The organism is Candidatus Neomarinimicrobiota bacterium (assembly GCA_017656425.1).
GTDB lineage: Bacteria > Fidelibacterota > UBA2242 > UBA2242 > B5-G15 > JACDNV01.
This window is the reverse complement of the sequence record JACDNV010000002.1, coordinates 186,767-206,282: the sequence shown is the minus strand read 5'-3', so window position 1 is coordinate 206,282 and position 19,516 is coordinate 186,767. Positions and strand designations below refer to the sequence as shown.

The following is a 19,516-nucleotide window of genomic DNA, read 5'->3' as shown; positions in this document are numbered from 1 at the left end:
AATAAGATCATGAAACAGCTTCTTTTACTTTTGAAATAAATACACTCTCAGGAACTGCACCTTCGATCGATACCGATTCATTTATAATTGATTTAGGCACACCTCTGACATTATACTTTGTAGCCAAGTACGGAAATTCAGTAACCTCAACCATATCTGCTTTAATTTCATCACTTGCTATAGCGAGTCTGTGGGCAATTCTTACTGCAGATGGACAGTAGGGGCAGGTCGGTGTGACAAACACCTGAATATGAACTGGTTTTGTAATTGACGTGATCTCTTCAAGCTGTTCTTTATTGAAACTATGCTCACCATTTGAAACATCAATAATATCTTCAAGCAGAGACATGAACTCATAACCGCTTGGGATTCCATAAAACCGAATGCCATAATCCATACCATCCTCTTTTACCATTGCGATTGCCGGAATTTTGTCAATACCATACCTCTGAGCTTTATCCTTATCAATCTGGAAATTGAATACTTCAAGGTCAAGCTTATCCGAGAGTTCAACTATCTCCTCCAAAAGTTGTCTAGTCTCCTTGCAAAACTGGCATTCGAGTTCCTGTGTAAAATATACTATTTTTACCCTGGAATCCATTTGACTAAGTTTGCCCTTTACGAATTCCTTATCATCTTCTCTTAAAAACATCTCCGTACCTCCGTTTTTTTTACATTTATTTGAACACCAAAAATCTCAACTTTTTGATATTAATTGTTATATTATGGTTACAACTATCGGGCAATTTTATATTTATCGAGTTGGAAAGGAAATAAATTAAACATTTATACTAAAAATTCTTCTGATTACAAACCCGATCACCAAACTAATAGTACCTACGGACAAGTTTAACAAGATTGTTTCTGTAAACTGTCGTTTAAAATTTTTATTTTCAACAACTGAGATATAGAAATTGAAAACATCAATTACAAAAACGATAAGAAGAACGGCAACAGCTAGAGCAATAAGTGGATTTTTAATTATCAAAAATGGAATAATCAAAAATGCAATAGTAATTATATAAAAAATACCCTTTAATAAAATCATCTTTAAGGAAGTCTTTTTCTCAAATCTTTCTTTCTTTCTTTTCAACATATCAGATGAAATCATTGATATAGCAACCGCAAACCCGATTGAAAGAAAAACAGCTGCAATTAGTCTACTATCCATCAAAACCATGGTTAATCCCAGTAAAATAGCTGTTATTCCCGCCATTGCATCATTTAATATAGTTAAGATTGAACTTAGGAATCTGATTTTTGCTTCGTTAAGAATATCAAGTAACTTTATCTCGTGCCAGTACTCATCTTTTATTATTCGGCCTACCTCATCTACTTTGTACCGGAACTTTTTATATCTTATTCTCCCGTACATTTCTTTTCTTTCCATCAGTTTTAGAATAAACGAAATACCAAAAACATAGGACATAAAAATATACCAGATGATTTTGAAAATATTCGGTTTTACATCCCTTGCTGTAAGCCTTTTTAAATAATTATGATGAGTCAACTCATCATTAGCAATCATTTCTAAAAGACGTTGATTATAAAAATCATCTATCCTTGGAATAAATCGTTTATAAATATAGTGTTGAGTTAACTCCTGCCGTTGAGATTTCAGTAAGAACTTGATAGACTCATCACTAAACTTTATCTTAATTTTCCTCATCGCTAAAGATTAATAATTTGCACAGAATATTGAAATAATTTTTTATAAGATATAATAACAGGAAACAATAAAATTACTCAATTATAATAATGAAAATTAGTAAAATAAAAAACTACATTTTAACCTATATCCCATTTGAATTAGCGAATTAAACACCTTTTAACATATTTTAGAACTTGATTTTTCAAATTCTTTAATTCATCCTCTTCATAAACTGACGGAACAATTAAATCAGGCATATAAACCTTTCTTATTTGCAATTTTTGTATTACAAACAAATCTGCTCCGGATATACTTTTTGCAATTCTGATTACATCTTCATATGAAAGAAATTGCTTTATATATGTTGTTCTAAATTCATAGGGCAAGCCAGAATTCATAATTAACTTTATACTTTCTTTTATCATCTGCGTGTAATCTGTTTTTACATTTATGACGAAATTGTATTTATCAAATGGAGCCTTCACATCCATTGCAATATAGTCTATTAAACGTTTACTAATTAAATCCTTAATAACATGGGGTATACTCCCATTTGTATCAATTTTTACTTTGTAATCCAATAATTTTATTTTATATATAAAATTTGGCAGATCATTTTGTATTAGAGGTTCTCCACCGGTAATGACCACCCCATCGATCTTACTTTTCCTTTTCTTCAAAAAATCAAAAATTTCATCCTCACTAATAAAATCTTGAAAACTTTCATTAATTAGTTCTGGATTCTGACAATATGAACATCTAAAATTACAACCGTAGGTAAATATAATCGCACTTACCAAACCTGGATAGTCAATAAGAGAAAACTTCTGGAAACCGCCAATTTTCACTGTTTTACTTTAAAAGATTTTCTGAGTTTAAACTCTTCTCTCTTTCCTTTATTCCATTGATTCGTAGGTCTTAAATACCCCACGACTCGAGAGTAAACTTCACATTCATTACCACACCTTGGACACCTTTCATGCTCACCTGCAATATATCCATGCTCTTCACACACACTGAAAGTTGGGGTAAAGGTAAAATATGGCAATTTATAGTTTTCACATATCTTCTTAGTAAGTAATTTTATAGCCTCATGATTGTCTACTTTCTCACCAAGATAAATATGTAGTACCGTTCCACCTGTATACTTTGTCTGTATTTCATTTTGCAGTTCAAGTGCCTCAAATATGTCATCGGTACAGTTTACTGGTAGTGATGTAGAGTTTGTATAAAATGGCTCGGCTCCATGCTTATAGTATTCCTCATTTGCACAAATAATTAAAGGATATTTATCCTTATCTATTCTTGCTAACCTATATGAAGCACCCTCAGCAGGCGTAGCTTCTAGATTGTAGTTGTTGCCAGTCTCCTCCTGAAATTCAAGTAGCTTCTTCCTCATAAAGTCAAGAACTCTAATTGTTAGCTCTATTCCCTCTTTACTTGTTATATTCTGTTTTAAAAAATTCAGCAGAGCTTCGTTCATCCCAACCAATCCTATTGTAGAAAAATGGTTTTTCCAGTATTCACCAAATCTCTCCTTCACATTCCTGAGATAATATTTCGCATATGGATAGAGATTTTGTGCTGTAAACCTTTCCAGTACCTTTCTCTTGATCTCAAGACTTTCTTTTGCAAGCTCCATTAATCTCTCAAGTCTATTAAAGAAATCTTCTTCATTTTTCGCAAGATACCCGATTCTTGGCATATTAATTGTCACCACACCAATACTTCCTGTTAGAGGATTAGCACCAAAAAGTCCACCACCCCTTTTATACAAAACTCTTGTATCAAGGCGTAGTCTGCAGCACATTGATCTGGCATCCTCAGGATTCATATCTGAATTTATAAAATTAGCAAAATAGGGTATGCCATACTTAGCAGTCATCTCCCATAATCCATTTAAATTCTCATTATTCCAATCGAAGTCTTTTGTTATGTTGTATGTTGGAATTGGAAAGGTAAAGACACGTCCCTTAGCATCTCCTTCCATCATAACTTCAAAAAAAGCTTTATTAAATAAATTCATTTCTTCCTGAAATTCTGAATAGGTCTCATCCTTTAACTCTCCACCAATAACAACAGGGGTGTTTTTTAGATTTGAAGGAACAGTTAGATCGAGTGTAATATTGGTAAAAGGGGTCTGGAAACCAACGCGAGTTGGCACATTCACATTAAATACAAATTCCTGAATTGCCTGCTTTACATCCCTGAATTTGAGGTTATCATATCGAATAAAGGGGGCAAGTAATGTATCAAAATTTGCAAACGCCTGGGCTCCCGCAGCCTCACCCTGAAGTGTATAGAAAAAGTTTACAATTTGTCCAAGAGCCGATCTAAAATGTTTAGCGGGTTTACTTTCAACCTTACCAGGGGCACCCCTAAACCCTTCAAGTAACAAATCATATAGATCCCAACCCACACAATATACAGAAAGTATTCCAAGATCATGTATATGAAAATCACCATCGATGTGAGCTTTCCTTATCTCTTGCGGATAAATTTTATTAAGCCAATATGTTTTACTTATCTCAGAAGAAATATAGTTATTGAGCCCTTGGAGAGAAAAACTCATATTACTGTTTTCATTCACCTGCCAGTCTATTTTTTCCAGATATTGATCAACCAGATCGACCCCACTTTTGGCTATAATTTCTCTTATCCGAGCGTGCTGCTCTCGATATATTATGTAAGCTTTTGCCGTTTTTTTGTAAGGTGAAGTTAGTAAGACATCCTCGACAATATCCTGGATCTGTTCGACCGTTGGAATTTCATCTTTTATAATTTGCTGAGCGAGATTTAATACTCTAATGGCTAACTTTTCAGCAGTCTGGCGATCAAACTCCCCTGTCGCTTTACCAGCCTTGGCTATAGCATTTGTTATTCTTTCAGCATCAAACTTAACTAACCTTCCATCTCGCTTTTTTATTTTATCAAACATTATTACGCCTCCCATTCAGAGGAAAATTTAGAATTAAAATTAAATAATTAATAATAAAATACAACGTATAAAATGTTTTTAGAACTAACAATCTATTTTATAAAATAGTATAAAATAAATCAATACTTTATTTAGTTGCATCTACAAATATTTATACCACATAATGTATTATATAATTAATAAGTATAACAATTACATTATTGTAACCATTTCACATATGTATCTATCTAAATAATTATGAATTTTAACAATAGAAAGATATGGAGAACAAAATGAATGAAAACAAGTTTCCATTAATCGGAGAAAAATTCCCTGAATTGAAAGTAAAAACTACCTTAGGAACTTTTAATCTTCCTGAACATTTTAGAGGAAAATGGTTTGTATTTTTCAGTCATCCTGCAGATTTTACGCCAGTTTGCACCACAGAATTTTTCGCTTTCCAGGAAAGATACGAAAAATTTAAGGAGTTAAACTGTGAACTTATAGGGCTAAGCATTGACCAGGTTTTTTCTCACATTAAATGGGTTGAGTGGATAAAAGACAATCTGGAAGTTGAAACTCAATTCTCTGTAATAGCCGATGATACCGGTGAGATAAGTAAAAAATTGGGATTGATTCATCCTGGTAAAGGCACTAACACTGTCAGGGTTGTATTTGTGGTAGATCCCGAGGGAAAATAAGAGCGATACTCTACTACCCACAGGAACTGGGAAGAAATATCGATGAAATCTTACGTATGATCAAAGGATTTCAGGTTGCCGACGCAAATAAAGTAGCAATACCTGCCAACTGGCCTGAAAATGAACTTGTTAAAGACGAGGTAATCATACCGCCGGCATCTGATGTGGAATCTGCCCAGAAGAGAAAAGAAAAATATACCTGCTACGACTGGTGGTTCTGCCATAAAAAACTATAGTTGAACTAATTCTAATCACAAGGTAATTAAGGGCTAAAATTGAAACTGTTGGACACTGATTTTTCAATATAACATATTAGTAAATAAGCTATTTGTTACTATCTTGAAATCTGGCCCTTAATATATTTGCAACTTTAACCATATTATTTAATGAGGCTATTACCTCATCCCAACCTCTTGTTTTCAATCCGCAGTCAGGATTTATCCAAAACTTATCAGGTGGGATAACTTTTAACGCTCTATCGACAACTCTAAACATTTCATCAATCTCCGGAACTCTTGGAGAATGTACATCCCATACTCCCAGCCCTATTTCTCTATCGAAATTCACCTTTTCAAAGCTGTCTAATATCTCTCCTCTACTCCTAGTTGCCTCTACAGATATAACATCAAAATTCATCTTCAGAATATATTCCATTATCTCTCCAAAATCGGAATAGCACATATGAGTATGAATCTGAATATCTGAGTCAATAGATGATGCTATGTTAAAAGCATTTACCGCCCATCTAAAATAATTTCTCCACTTTCTTTTCTTAAGAGGTGCCTTTTCTCTAAAAGCAGGTTCGTCTATTTGTATTATCTTAACCCCTTCCTTTACCAAATCCTCAATTTCTTCCTTTATACACAGGGCAATTTGATTTGCTATAACATCTATTCGCACGTCATCTCTCACATAACTCCAGGCAATCATAGTTACAGGTCCTGTCAGAATAGCCTTTACAGGTTTCTCTGTAAGGGTTCTTGCATAGACTATTTCGTTCAAAGCAAGAGGTTTTGTTCGTTTAATATTTCCAAAATTAATTGGAGGTTTATAACATCTTGTCCCGTATGATATTATCCAGCCATTTTTTGTAGTTAAGAAACCATCCAGTTTTTCTGCGAAATACTCAACCATATCACTGCGTTCGAACTCCCCATGGACAAGAACATCAAGACCAATCTTTTCCTGGAGTTCTATTACTTCTCCTATTTTTTGCTTTATAAAATTATTATATTCCATATCTGTAATTAATCCATTTTTGTATTTATTTCTTATTACCCTAACCTCTTTCGTTTGAGGAAAACTACCTATGGTGGTTGTTGGAAAAAGCGGTAGATCTAAATGAACATGTTTTCTTTTTTCCACCTTTGGCATGCTTCTTTCATCAAAATAAATATATTCCAAATTTTTTCTTTCATAATCTTTTATGATATCCTCATTTACCTTCTCTGAACTGAGCAACAACTTCAAAACCTTTAATTCCTCAAGCCTCTCATTGGCAAAAGACAATGACTTTTTAATATTTTCTGGGAAATTTTCATTTTTTATCGTAATCGGTAAATGATACAATGGTCCAGCATTTGAAATCCATATATTTTTTACCCGCTTTGAGATATCTTCAATTAACCTCAATGTTCTTTCTAAATCAGTACGCCATATATTTCTACCATTGACAACTCCTGCTATCAAAATCTTATCATCAGGGAATCCGTATTTTTCAATTGTAATTAAATTTTCCTTACCATTTATTAAATCAATTCCAAACGATTTAACAGGTAAGTCATAAAAATCCTTCAAAAAGTCTATACTATCATAGTATGTTATAAGATTTATTTTCACTCCACTTTCTGCTATTTTTTTATATAAATCTTCTATGGTTTTGATTTCGCACTTTTTTATGTCTGTAACAAACGAAGGCTCTTCAATATGAACAATTTCAAAATTACAGCATATCTTTGTATAGATTTCACCAATTTTGTTCAAAAGTTCTTCAAAATTATTATCTACTCCTCTGGATAATTTTAAAAAAGTATATGGCCCAATTAGGTATGGTATGCCATCTGGAAATTTACTTTTATAAAAAGATGGTTTATTCCATTTTAGTTCGAGTTCTTTAACATCTTTTCCTGAAAAATCAGGAGCGAGATAATGGTAATTTGTATCAAACCATTTGGTAAGCTTTAATGCTCTTTTCCCTCTACACAGGTCATAATAATCCTGTAAATTCTGTACATCATACAAACCAACAATTATCGCCATATCGAGCATATTATCATAATAAGTTATCTCACCAACGGGATACATATCCACATACTTTTTATAATTATCAATCATGTATCTTTGTAAACTTTCAATTCCCTCCCGCAAAGACTTCTCATCGATTTTCCCTTTCCAGTATCCCTCTATTAATTTTTTATACTCCCTTTTCTCTCCCAATCTTGGTAAACCATATGCATAGGCTTTTATATCCATCTCCCTTCCCCTTCATGTGAACAGACCGGCATTGTAAAATAATGAAAATTAATTAAACCACCAAATCTGCTAATAACAGATATAGAAGTTATATATATATATATATTAATTAAGCTCTCTTGTTTTAGAAAAGCAAAATAGTTAAATTGAATGGCACAAAAATTGACTGAAAGCAGGGGAGATTATGTCTGAGAAAGTAGATAAAGAATTGGTAAAAAAAATAGCCGATCTAGCAAGAATTACCCTAACGGAAGAAGAAGTCGAATTGTATGCAACACAGTTGTCAAAAATTCTTGATTACATGGAACAATTAAACGAACTGGATACTACAAACGTTGAGCCGGTATCCCACGTACAAAATGTTGTAAACGTGTTTCGCGAAGATAAGGTAAAAAAATCGCTTGATATAAAAGAGGTATTACAAAATGCGCCAGAAAAAGAGGGTAGCTTTTTTAAAGTTCCCGGAGTTATTAAGAAAAACTAAAGAAAAACATGAGTGTATTAGGTATCATCCCTGCCAGATTTAATTCCAAAAGATTACCTGGCAAATTGCTCAGAGAAATTTGTGGTAAAACTTTAATCACTCGTACATATGAAAATGCAAAAAAGAGTAACCTTATAGATAGACTAGTAGTAGCAACTGATGATGAAAGAATACTAGAGGAGATAAAATCCATAGGGGGTGAGGCTTATCTTACTCCACAAAATATTATTTCAGGTACCGAAAGAGTAGTATATCTTGTAAAAAAAGAAAACTTTAACCAATTTGATTATATTGTAAATATACAGGGGGATGAACCATTCATTTCGCCCACACTGATAGATGAATGCATTGATACCCTTTCTAAAGATGAAAAAGCTGTTGTTTCAACACCGGCAAGAAAAGGCATAAAGAAAAGCGAGCTCATAAATCCAAATGTAGTAAAGGTTATAATCGATCACAATGGACACGCTATCTATTTCTCCAGACAAAATATACCTTATATAAGAGACAACGACATTATTTTCGATGAACACCCCGCTCTTGTCCATATAGGATTATATGTATACAAAAAGGACTTTATTCTACATTATGATTCACTAAAAGATTCTTTGCTTGAACAAATGGAAAAACTGGAGCAGTTAAAAATTATCGAAAATGGATATAAAATAAGGATTATAAAAACAGATAAAGACAGTCTAGGAATAGATACAATTGAAGATTTTTTATTGGCAGAAAAAATTGTAGAGTCTTATGAATCCCGATAAGAACACAAAATATATTTTTATTACTGGTGGTGTAATATCCGGCCTTGGGAAAGGAATAGCCTGTGCTTCAATCGGTTACATATTAAAATCAAAGGGGCTAAAAGTCAATATACAGAAATTTGATCCATACATTAATGTTGATCCAGGAACAATGAGCCCTTATCAACATGGTGAAGTATATGTTCTTGACGATGGAGCAGAAACAGATCTTGACCTCGGGCATTACGAACGTTTCATTGACCTTGATATGAAGCGTGAAAATAATACTACTACGGGTCAGGTGTATTATGAAGTTATAAAAAGGGAAAGAAGAGGCGATTATTTGGGAGCAACTATTCAGGTCATTCCCCATATAACCGATGAAATAAAACGCAGGATAATAGCTCTATCACAAAATAAAAAATACGACGTTATCATTACTGAAATTGGAGGCACAGTAGGAGATATCGAAAGCCTGCCATTCTTAGAGGCGATAAGACAATTTGGTCTTGAAATTGGAAATAGCAACCATCTATACATTCATCTTACACTTGTCCCATATATTGAATCAAGTGGTGAAATAAAAACCAAACCCACGCAACACAGCGTTATGAAACTACGAGAAATAGGAATTCAGCCCGACATCCTTTTATGTCGAACAAAATTTCCATTATCCAATGAATTAAAGTCCAAAATAGCTCTTTTCTGCAATGTCTCTGAAGAAGCTGTAATTGACGCACTTGATGTAAAAACTATCTATGAAATACCTTTGATGTTTGAAAAACAAAAACTCGGTGATCTTATTCTTAAAAATCTGTCCCTTCCTTCGGAGAAATCAAATCTAATGGAATTAGTAGAATTTGTAAAAAAAATTAAAAAGCCGGCAAAGGAAGTAGATATTTGCATATGTGGTAAGTATACAAAACTACATGATGCTTATAAATCAATCATCGAATCCTTTACCCACGCAGGAGTGGCAAATAACTGTAGAATAAATCTACACTGGATAGAATCGGAAGACCTTGAAAATGTTGAAAATGTCAGCAATCATCTTAAGAATATTGATGGCTTGCTTGTCCCTGGCGGTTTCGGCGAAAGAGGTATAGAAGGGAAAATAAAAGCTATTCAGTACGTTAGAGAAAATAATATCCCATTTTTCGGCATCTGCCTTGGACTCCAATGTGCAGTGATTGAGTTTGCAAGAAATGTATGTAAACTTGAAGGAGCAAACAGCACAGAATTCGATGAAGATACCCCTTATCCGGTAATTGATCTTATGGAAGAACAAAAAAGAATCCTGGAAAAAGGCGGAACTATGAGACTTGGAGCCTATTCCGCCGCGCTAAACAAAAATACAAAGGTTTATAAATTATACGGTAAAAAAATTATTTCGGAAAGACATCGACACCGTTATGAAGTAAATAATAAATATTTGGACATATTTAAACAACATGGACTTATGGTTGCCGGCATAAATAAAGAGATGAATCTTGTGGAATTGATAGAACTGGAAAACCATCCATGGTTTATCGCATGTCAATTTCACCCTGAGTTCAAATCACGCATTGGAAAGCCACATCCATTATTCAAAGGATTTGTAGAGGCAGCAATAAAGTATAGGGAATCGAAAAAATGAAGAAAACCGTTCGAGTAGGAAACATTGAAATTGGGAATACATCAAAACCAGTATTTATTCTCGGTCCATGTGTCATAGAATCAAGGGACCACACTCTTAACATGGCAAAAAAATTGAAAGAACTTTCAATAAAACTCGATTTCCCATTCATTTTCAAAACCTCTTTTGATAAAGCAAATAGAACATCTATAAACTCATTCAGAGGCCCTGGCCTTGAGGAGGGATTAAAAGTTCTGGAAGAAGTCAAAAAAGAACTCGATATACTAGTACTAACCGACGTTCACACTCCCGATCAACCTGAAATAGTAGCTAAAGTTGTAGATATATTACAAATTCCAGCTTTTCTATGCAGGCAGACAGATCTAATCCTATCCGCTGCAAAGACCGGCAAACCTATAAATATAAAAAAAGGTCAATTTATATCACCCCATGATGTAGTTCATATAATTAGAAAAATAGAATCAACCGGGAATAATAGGATACTTTTAACAGAGCGTGGTACATGTTTTGGTTATAGAGACCTTGTTGTAGATTTTAGATCAATTAAAATAATGAAAAAGACTAATTATCCTGTTATATTTGATGCAACCCACAGTGTTCAGGTCAGAGGTGGAGAAAAAACAGGAGGAAATAGGGAATTTATCCCGACCCTGGCAAAGGCATCTGTTGCTGCTGGATGTGATGGACTTTTTTTTGAAACCCATGATAATGTAGAAAAAGCATTAAGTGACAAGGACTCTCAAATACCCTTTAGTGAACTTACTTCTCTAATACAAAAACTCATACAGATATATCAAATAGTAAGGAGTGATAACAGTGAATAAAGACGAACTGATGGATAAGCTTAAAAAGGTTAAAATAATTATTACCGATGTCGATGGTGTTCTGACAGATGGTTACTTATACATAGGTAGCAATGACCTAGAATTAAAAAAATTTAATGTATTTGATGGTGCTGGCATTGCATTACTGAAAGCAGCCTCAATTCCACTTGTTTTTCTTTCCGGTAGATATTCCAAAGCAACAGTTGCAAGAGCAGAAGAATTAGGTCTATTGGATAACTTATACCAGAGTGGTCATGCAAAAATAGAGGAATACCAGAAAATTAAGGAAAAATTTAAGGTTTCTGATGATGAAATAGTATATATTGGCGATGATATAATAGACATACCAGTTTTAAGAAAAGTAGGTATACCTATAGCCGTAAACAATGCCAATGACGAGGTAAAAAAATTAGCGGTCTATATCACTAGGAAAAATGGTGGTGAGGGAGCATTAAGGGAAGTCATTGAGCTATTACTCAATGCAAAGGGGTTATTTGAAAAATCTTTTGAAAAAGTTACACACGCCCCATACAGGGAATAAAAATGAAAAACAATTACTTAGAAAAAGCTATTGAAGTGTTAGAGAAAGAATCAGAAGCTATAAAGAATGCGATACCACGAATCGATGATAATTTTACAAAAGCCGTAGAGATAATAAGCAATAGCAGTGGAAAAGTAGTGGTATCAGGTCTTGGTAAATCCGGCATAATTGGAAGAAAAATAGCAGCAACCCTATCGAGTACTGGAACTCCGAGCCTATTTATGCACGCTGGTGAGGCAAGTCATGGTGATATTGGAGTTTTAACTAAAAACGACGTAATGATTATTGTTTCAAACAGTGGTGAAACTGAGGAACTTCTTGACTTAATACCGTATGTAAAAAAAATAGGTGTACCAATAATTGGGTTTATTGGGAAAGAAAATTCAATACTTACCAAAAAATGCAATGTAGTTATTAGTACTTATGTTAAAGAGGAAGCTTGTCCCCACGGAATAGTTCCAACAGTTAGCAGCATTGTTACCAATGCACTTGGGGATGCCCTTGCAATCGCTCTAATGGTAAAAAGAGGGCTAAATAAAAAAGAGCTTGGAGAACTTCACCCGGGAGGTTCAATAGGAAAGAGGCTTTTAACAACTGTATCCGACTTAATGCACACAGGAGAAGAAATACCTCTAATATCAACTGAAAAAACAATGAAAGAAGCCCTCTTTGTCATGACTTTTAAAGGTCTGGGTATAGTCGGTGTATATGATGAACATGATGAACTTGTTGGTGTTATAACTGACGGTGATCTAAGGCGTGGACTGGAAAGGACAAATGATTTTCTCAATTGTAAAACAAAAGAAATAATGACAACCAATCCTAAATGGACAACTTCATCTGCACTTGCATTAGAAGCATTACAGGTTATGGAGACACACGCAATTACAAACTTATTTGTATATGAGAAAGAAAAGAAAGGGCTCCCAATAGGAATTATCCACATTCATGATATATTAAGATATGGCATAAGTATATGAAAAATGGGAAAATAATTATAACCTATACACTGATTACATTTATTTTTTTATCATGTATAAGAGATAGAAATGATAAGCATCTTGTGGACAGCCTCCAATTTGTCGGGCAGGAAAGTTGGAACGCCCGAATCACAATTATGAAAGATGATGTAAAAAGAGCTGACGTTTCTGCTGGACACCTTATAAAATATGATGACAGGAAAATAATTATACTCAATCAGGGTGTTGCTGTCGACTTTTTCGACAAATACGGGAATCATACATCCTACTTGGAGTCTGATAGCGCGGAAATAAATGAAAAAACAAACGACATGATCGCTTTTGGGAATGTAGTTGTTATTTCTGATACAGGGATAACTTTATTTACCAACCATCTGAAATGGGATAATAAGATTGAAAAAATCATTTCAAATGATGACATTATACTTGTTACCGAAAGCGATACACTAAGAGGAAAAGGCTTTGAATCCAATACTGATTTGACAGAATGGGTTATCAAAGAACCAAAAGGATCAATAGAGAAGGAAATTAAAGCCGAATAGATGGATGAAAAAGTTTTACGTGGTGAAAATCTGGCCAAAATCTATAGCAAAAGAAAAGTGGTAAATGGTGTATCCATAAATGTCAAAAAGGGGGAGATTGTGGGACTGTTAGGACCCAATGGAGCCGGTAAGTCGACTACCTTCCACATGTTTACAGGCATGATAAAACCAAACGATGGAAAAGTTTATCTAGATGATGTAGATCTTACCAATTACCCAATGTATAAAAGGGCACGCCTTGGAATCGGATATTTATCCCAGGAACCATCTATTTTTCGTAAATTAACGGTAGAAGAAAATATATTACTTGTTCTACAAATGATGAATCTGACAAAAAAAGAACAGGAACTAAAGCTGGAAAAGCTATTAAATGAACTTGGAATTATTCATCTCCGTAAACAAAAAGCCAACACTCTATCCGGCGGAGAAAGGAGAAGGGTTGAAATATCCCGAGCCCTTGCAACTGATCCTGATTTTATATTACTCGATGAACCTTTCCTTGGCGTCGATCCAATCGCTGTACAGGATATCCAAGAAATTGTGAAAGGCTTGAAACAAAAGGGGATCGGAGTATTGATTACAGATCACAATGTAAGGGAAACGTTATCTATAACAGATAGAGCATACTTAATGTTCGAAGGAAGAATACTCAAATCCGGAAACTCAGACTATTTAGCCAATGATGAAGAAGCTAAAAAATTATACCTTGGGGATAGATTTAAATTGGATTAAGATATGCCAGGAATTAATCAACACCAGGTACAAAAACTTTCGCAGGAATTAAGATTAGCACCACAGCAGATTTTACAATCTACAATCCTTCAACTCAATATACTTGCTCTGGAGGCAAGGGTAAACCAGGAGCTTGAACAAAATCCGGTACTTGAGGAAGTAGAACAAGAAACTCAGCAAACTGAAGAAATTTTAGATGAAACTCTCAAACAGAAAAAGGAGGGAGAAGAGGAAAAAATAGATGATTTCGATATTGAAGATATGCTCCCTGATAATGATGACTACAAAATTCGTGAGGTAGTATACAATAGTAAAGAAGAAATCAAGCGAGTTCAACCCTCACCAAGAACCCTCATTGACCACTTAATCGACCAAGTAAAACTACTACATCTAGATGATAAAGAGTATGAAATAGCAAATGAAATTATATGGAATATTGATGATAAGGGATATCTCACAATCCCTATTGAAAATATTGCTTATGCAAAGGGGGTAAATCTAGAATTTGCATTAAATGTATTAAGGAAAATTCAACATCTTGATCCACCCGGTCTCGGAGCTCGAAATCTTCAGGAATGCCTGTTAGCTCAACTTGAAGAGTCCCCAAAAAGACCTGCAGTCAAAAATGCTATTACGATAATTAGAGACCATTTCGATGATTTTGCTAACAAACGCTTTGATAAAATTTTAAAAAGCCTTAGTTGGAACAAAGAAACTCTCGAAGAAGCTATAAAAGTTATTCAAAAATTAAATCCAAAACCAGGTGCATCATTTTCTACGGGGGAAAATTCTTATATTGTTCCTGATCTTATTGTATACAAAATGGGAGGAGACTTTGTAGTTGAAGTTAACGATACAAATATTCCAGAATTACGAATTAATTCTCGCTATATGCAAATGCTATTTGATAAGAAAAAATTGAACCATGAAGCCAGAAATTATATAAAGAAAAAAATTGAATCAGCCAAGTGGTTTATACAGGCTATACAACAAAGACGTGTTACAATGATAAAAGTTATGAAAGCAATTATAAACAGACAGAGAGATTTTTTTGAAGACAATACAAAGCCACTAAAACCAATGGTATTAAAAGATATTGCGGAAGATGTGGGTATGGACATCTCCACAATCAGTAGAGTTACAAACGGAAAATATGTCCAGCTTGACACTGGTGTTTACGAGTTGAAATATTTCTTCAGTGAAGGAATAGTTTCTGAGAACGGGACAGAGATATCAACAAAACAGGTTAAGGAAAAACTGAAAGAACTAATTGACAATGAAGATAAACATAACCCTTATAGCGATGAGATGTTATCTAAACTTTTAAAAGAAGCAGGTTTCCCAGTGGCTAGAAGAACAGTTGCAAAATACAGGGAACAGATGAATATCCCCGTGGCAAGGCTAAGAAAAACCCTATAAGGAGGAGATAAAATATGTCTTGGAGGAAAGTAAAAGTTGGCAAAGAAGAATATGAAATACCTGCGGGGTATTTTTATATAACAATTTTAATACTAATTATTTTAATTGCAGGTGTTACAATTATAATGTCATTCTATACGGTTGATGCAAACGAAGTTGGAGTAGTTCTAAGATTTGGAAAATTTCAGAAGATAACTTATCCCGGGCTACACCTGAAATTGCCATGGGGTATAGATAAAGTATATACAGTGAAAGTAGATTACCAATATAAAGAAGAATTTGGATTTCGAACACTAAGACCGGGCGTAAAGACAAGATATGCTGAAGAAACATTTACTGAAGAGTCTTGGATGCTAACTGGCGATTTGAACATTGCCGATGTAAAGTGGGTTGTTCAATATAAGATTAAAGACGCATATAAATTTCTATTTAAAGTCAGAAATGTAAGTGAAAGTATAAGAGATGTATCTGAAGCAGCAATGAGATTAGTAGTAGGAGACAGATCCTTTCATGAAGTTCTTCAATCAGACAGGATAGAAATTGCCAATCTAGTAAGAGATTACATGCAAAAAACATTTGATCTCTATGATGTGGGTGTAGATGTCCAGCTCGTGCAGTTAAAAGATGTACATCCTCCCGACCCTGTCAGGGACTCATTCAACGAAGTTAACAGAGCAAAGCAGGAGCAGGAAAGAATGATTAATGAGGCAATGCAGGTTTACAATAGAGAAATATACAGGATCGAGGGTGAGGCTGACAGAATCATTCAGGAGGCAGAGGGTTATAAAATAAATAGAATAAATAGAGCCAGAGGAGATGCCGCTCTCTTTAATTTAATTTACAATGAATATTCCAGAGCAAAAGATGTAACAAAAAAGAGACTTTATCTCGAAACTATTGAAGAGATCTTCAGTAAGACAAAAAATCTCTATATTGTAGACAAAGATATTAGAAGTTTTTTACCCTTTTTAAATCTTCAGAATAAGGGGATTGGAAAATGAAAGGAAAAGCAATATTGACATTGATCATACTCGCGATTTTAATAGTTTTAATCACCCAATCAATTTTTATCTTAAATGAAACTCAACAGGCAATAATTACTCAATTTGGGAAACCTATTGGCGGAGCTGTTCAAAAAGCTGGTATACATTTCAAGATACCGTTCGTACAAAAGGTAATTATATTCGATAAGCGATTACTGGAATGGGATGGTGAACCTCAAGAAGTACCAACGAAAGACAACAAATTTATAAAAATTGATACATTTGCTCGATGGAAAATCACAGATCCGCTTTCATTTTATAAAAGCGTGAGGAATGAAGCTGTTGCCCAATCAAGGCTTGATGACATACTTGATGGTACCATAAGAGATGAAATAGCCAATAGGGCTCTGCAGGAAATAGTTAGGAATTCCAATAGACCAATGTCCATACCTGAAATTGAGCAGGACATATTGTCCCAGTCAGACTCTTCCTCAGAAAGAGAATCCTTAATCCCCGGTGCGAGGGAAGAAATAGCCAGAATTATTCTGTATAACATTACAAGGAAACTCAAAGAACTAAATTTTGGTATAGAGGTGGTAGATTTAAAGTTTAAAAGGATTGACTATAATCCGAAAGTACAGGAAAAGGTATTTGAAAGAATGATTTCAGAACAGAAAAGAATAGCTGAAAAATACAGAGCTATTGGACAGGGTGAAAAACAGCGTATCCTTGGTAAGCAAGCTCAAAAAACAAAGGAAATTTTATCCGGCGCATACAGGAAAGCGCAGGAAATTAGAGGTCAGGCTGATGCTGAAGCGGTCAAAATCTATGCCAGCGCTTATGATAGGAATCAAGATACAAGGTCCTTTTATGAATTCCTTAGAACCTTGGAAACCTATAAAACGATATTTGATACAACTACTACAATTATCCTTTCAACAGACAATGAACTCTTAAATTTATTAGAATCGATTAAATGAAAACTGAGGTTAATAAAATGAAAATATATTCAACAACTATAGTCGGTGTTAAAAAAGGCGAAAATGTCGCTATTGGAAGTGATGGACAGGTCACATTCGGAAATACAGTCATGAAAAGTAATGCCAGCAAGGTTAGAAAAATCTATGGGGGTAGGGTAATTGTTGGTTTTGCTGGTGCATCAGCCGATGCTTTTGCACTTTTCGAAAAGTTTGAGGGTAAACTTGAAGAATTCAAGGGAAATATTCAAAGAGCTGCCGTTGAATTAGCCAAACTGTGGCGGACAGACAAATACTTAAGAAGGTTAGAGGCTTTATTAATTGTAATGGATAAAGAGAAAATGTTAATAATTTCAGGCACCGGCGATGTGATAGAACCTGATGATAACATCATAGCAATAGGTTCAGGAGGTCCATATGCTTCAGCAGCAGCAAAAGCTTTAATGAAATATACTGATTTAAGTGCCAAGGAAATCGTAGAAGAATCTTTAAAAATAGCCAGTGAAATATGTGTATTTACAAACAATAAGTTTACAATACTGGAACTATAAAAATGAACAGAAAAGAGTTAACACCACAAGAAATTGTTAATGAGCTTGACCAATACATAATAGGTCAGGATAAAGCAAAAAAGGCTGTTGCTATTGCCTTAAGAAACAGGTGGAGAAGACAACGCGTAGAAGGAGATATTAAAGAGGACATACTTCCAAACAATATCATTCTAATTGGTCCTACAGGAGTGGGGAAAACAGAAATAGCACGCCGTCTTGCTAACCTTGCTCATGCCCCTTTTATAAAAGTGGAAGCTTCAAAATATACAGAAGTGGGCTACGTCGGAAGAGATGTGGAATCGATAATAAGAGACCTGACCAATATAGCCGTAAATATGGTAAAAGCTGAGAGAATGGAAGAAGTTCGAGAACAGGCTGAAAGAATGGCAAACGAAAGAATTCTTGATATTCTCCTACCTCGCAGAAAAACAGCTACAACCGATTTCCAGATAGACGAAGACGTACAATATCGTAAAACCAGAGAAAAACTAAAAGAGATGTTAAATAATGGTGAGCTTGAGCAAAGAGTTATTGAGATAACAACTCAGCAGACGGCAGTACCTGTTATGCAGGTGTTTGGACCAGCAGGAATTGAAGAAATGGGACTGAACTTGAGTGAACTTCTTGAGAGTGCCTTCCCAAAAAGAAAAAAGGTTCAGAAAGTCACTGTTGAAGAGGCGCGCAGAATCTTTGCACAGGAAGAAGCCCAGAAATTAATTGACATGGATGCTGTTATAAAAGAAGCTATAAGAAGAGTTGAAAATTCTGGAATAGTATTCATCGATGAGATAGATAAAATAGCAGCACGAGGAGGAGAAGGTAGAAGCGGACCTGATGTATCACGAGAAGGAGTACAACGTGACATACTACCTATAATTGAAGGATGTACAGTGCAGACTAAATACGGTCCCGTAAAAACCGATCATATACTATTCATTGCAGCCGGAGCCTTTCATATGAGCAAACCTTCTGATTTAATTCCGGAGCTACAGGGAAGATTTCCTATAAGAGTTGAAATGGACAACCTTGGAAAAGAAGAATTTGTTAAAATTTTAAAAAACCCAAAAAACGCACTTATAAAACAGTATAAAGCACTATTAGAAACAGAAGGAGTACAGATAGAATTCGATGATGGAGCCATAGAGGAAATTGCTGAGCTTGCCTGTGAAGTAAACGAAAAACTTGAAAACATTGGAGCAAGAAGGCTGCATACTATTTTAACCACGCTATTAGAGGATATATTATTTGAAGTCCCCAATTCCGAAATTAAAAAAATTAAAATAACAAGAAAGTTCGTCAAAGAAAAATTAGCTGATCTGGTTAAAGATAGAGACCTGAGTAAATACATATTATAAAGTAAGGA

At 34.5% G+C, this 19,516-nt stretch carries 18 protein-coding genes and 1 pseudogene; 14 read left to right on the top strand and 5 right to left on the bottom strand.

What is annotated here, in order from left to right:
* Positions 1-7: 7 nt before the first annotated feature.
* From H0Z29_02155 to H0Z29_02140, 4 genes are all read right to left on the bottom strand, one after another.
* Positions 8-652 (bottom strand): thioredoxin family protein, encoded by a 645-nt coding sequence (locus tag H0Z29_02155; protein MBO8130300.1) that lies wholly within the window; start codon positions 650-652, stop codon positions 8-10.
* Between the two features lie 126 nt (positions 653-778).
* On the bottom strand, positions 779-1,669 hold the full coding sequence (locus H0Z29_02150; protein ID MBO8130299.1) for a rubrerythrin family protein: 891 nt from the start codon (positions 1,667-1,669) through the stop codon (positions 779-781).
* A gap of 140 nt (positions 1,670-1,809) precedes the next feature.
* Complete coding sequence (locus H0Z29_02145) at positions 1,810-2,499, bottom strand: anaerobic ribonucleoside-triphosphate reductase activating protein (GenBank protein ID MBO8130298.1); 690 nt, start codon at positions 2,497-2,499, stop codon at positions 1,810-1,812.
* Entirely contained in the window at positions 2,496-4,589 is a 2,094-nt protein-coding gene (locus H0Z29_02140; GenBank protein ID MBO8130297.1) for a ribonucleoside triphosphate reductase, read from the bottom strand. Before H0Z29_02140 ends, H0Z29_02145 begins: the two co-directional genes overlap by 4 nt.
* 272 nt (positions 4,590-4,861) lie before the next feature.
* Here H0Z29_02140 and H0Z29_02135 point away from each other — a divergent pair.
* A pseudogene (locus tag H0Z29_02135) lies at positions 4,862-5,505 on the top strand (peroxiredoxin).
* 88 nt (positions 5,506-5,593) lie between these two features.
* Here the strand turns inward: H0Z29_02135 and metE are convergent.
* Positions 5,594-7,735, bottom strand: a complete 2,142-nt coding sequence (metE, locus tag H0Z29_02130) for a 5-methyltetrahydropteroyltriglutamate--homocysteine S-methyltransferase (GenBank protein ID MBO8130296.1) — start codon at positions 7,733-7,735, stop codon at positions 5,594-5,596.
* 190 nt (positions 7,736-7,925) lie between these two features.
* Between metE and gatC the strand changes: the two genes are divergently transcribed.
* Genes gatC through hslU form a run of 13 tightly spaced genes read left to right on the top strand, consistent with a single transcriptional unit; the run spans position 7,926 to position 19,508 of the window.
* Positions 7,926-8,225 carry an Asp-tRNA(Asn)/Glu-tRNA(Gln) amidotransferase subunit GatC gene (gene gatC, locus H0Z29_02125; protein ID MBO8130295.1) on the top strand — a complete coding sequence of 100 codons (300 nt, stop codon included), beginning with the start codon at positions 7,926-7,928 and terminating at the stop codon, positions 8,223-8,225.
* A gap of 8 nt (positions 8,226-8,233) precedes the next feature.
* Entirely contained in the window at positions 8,234-8,989 is a 756-nt protein-coding gene (gene kdsB / locus H0Z29_02120; GenBank protein ID MBO8130294.1) for a 3-deoxy-manno-octulosonate cytidylyltransferase, read from the top strand.
* Positions 8,976-10,604, top strand: coding sequence for a CTP synthase (locus H0Z29_02115; protein ID MBO8130293.1), 1,629 nt, complete (start codon positions 8,976-8,978; stop codon positions 10,602-10,604). The genes kdsB and H0Z29_02115 overlap by 14 nt, the downstream gene beginning before the upstream one ends.
* Positions 10,601-11,428 carry a 3-deoxy-8-phosphooctulonate synthase gene (gene kdsA, locus H0Z29_02110; protein MBO8130292.1) on the top strand — a complete coding sequence of 276 codons (828 nt, stop codon included), beginning with the start codon at positions 10,601-10,603 and terminating at the stop codon, positions 11,426-11,428. Before H0Z29_02115 ends, kdsA begins: the two co-directional genes overlap by 4 nt.
* A 10-nt stretch (positions 11,429-11,438) precedes the next feature.
* A complete protein-coding gene (locus H0Z29_02105) occupies positions 11,439-11,969 on the top strand; it encodes an HAD hydrolase family protein (GenBank protein MBO8130291.1) in 531 nt (176 codons plus the stop codon).
* Positions 11,970-11,971: 2 nt separating this feature from the next.
* Entirely contained in the window at positions 11,972-12,949 is a 978-nt protein-coding gene (locus H0Z29_02100) for a KpsF/GutQ family sugar-phosphate isomerase (GenBank protein ID MBO8130290.1), read from the top strand.
* Positions 12,946-13,491, top strand: a complete 546-nt coding sequence (lptC, locus tag H0Z29_02095) for an LPS export ABC transporter periplasmic protein LptC (protein MBO8130289.1) — start codon at positions 12,946-12,948, stop codon at positions 13,489-13,491. The genes H0Z29_02100 and lptC overlap by 4 nt, the downstream gene beginning before the upstream one ends.
* The gene (gene lptB, locus H0Z29_02090; GenBank protein ID MBO8130288.1) at positions 13,492-14,223 is read left to right on the top strand and encodes an LPS export ABC transporter ATP-binding protein; all 732 of its coding nucleotides are present in this window, start codon (positions 13,492-13,494) and stop codon (positions 14,221-14,223) included.
* 3 nt (positions 14,224-14,226) lie between these two features.
* Positions 14,227-15,642 (top strand): RNA polymerase factor sigma-54, encoded by a 1,416-nt coding sequence (rpoN, locus tag H0Z29_02085; GenBank protein MBO8130287.1) that lies wholly within the window; start codon positions 14,227-14,229, stop codon positions 15,640-15,642.
* Between the two features lie 14 nt (positions 15,643-15,656).
* Positions 15,657-16,643: an FtsH protease activity modulator HflK gene (gene hflK / locus H0Z29_02080; GenBank protein MBO8130286.1), complete on the top strand. Its 987-nt coding sequence runs from the start codon at positions 15,657-15,659 to the stop codon at positions 16,641-16,643.
* The gene (gene hflC / locus H0Z29_02075) at positions 16,640-17,605 is read left to right on the top strand and encodes a protease modulator HflC (protein ID MBO8130285.1); all 966 of its coding nucleotides are present in this window, start codon (positions 16,640-16,642) and stop codon (positions 17,603-17,605) included. Before hflK ends, hflC begins: the two co-directional genes overlap by 4 nt.
* A gap of 17 nt (positions 17,606-17,622) precedes the next feature.
* Complete coding sequence (gene hslV / locus H0Z29_02070; protein MBO8130284.1) at positions 17,623-18,153, top strand: ATP-dependent protease subunit HslV; 531 nt, start codon at positions 17,623-17,625, stop codon at positions 18,151-18,153.
* Between the two features lie 2 nt (positions 18,154-18,155).
* On the top strand, positions 18,156-19,508 hold the full coding sequence (gene hslU / locus H0Z29_02065) for an ATP-dependent protease ATPase subunit HslU (GenBank protein MBO8130283.1): 1,353 nt from the start codon (positions 18,156-18,158) through the stop codon (positions 19,506-19,508).
* The last annotated feature ends 8 nt before the right edge of the window (positions 19,509-19,516 follow it).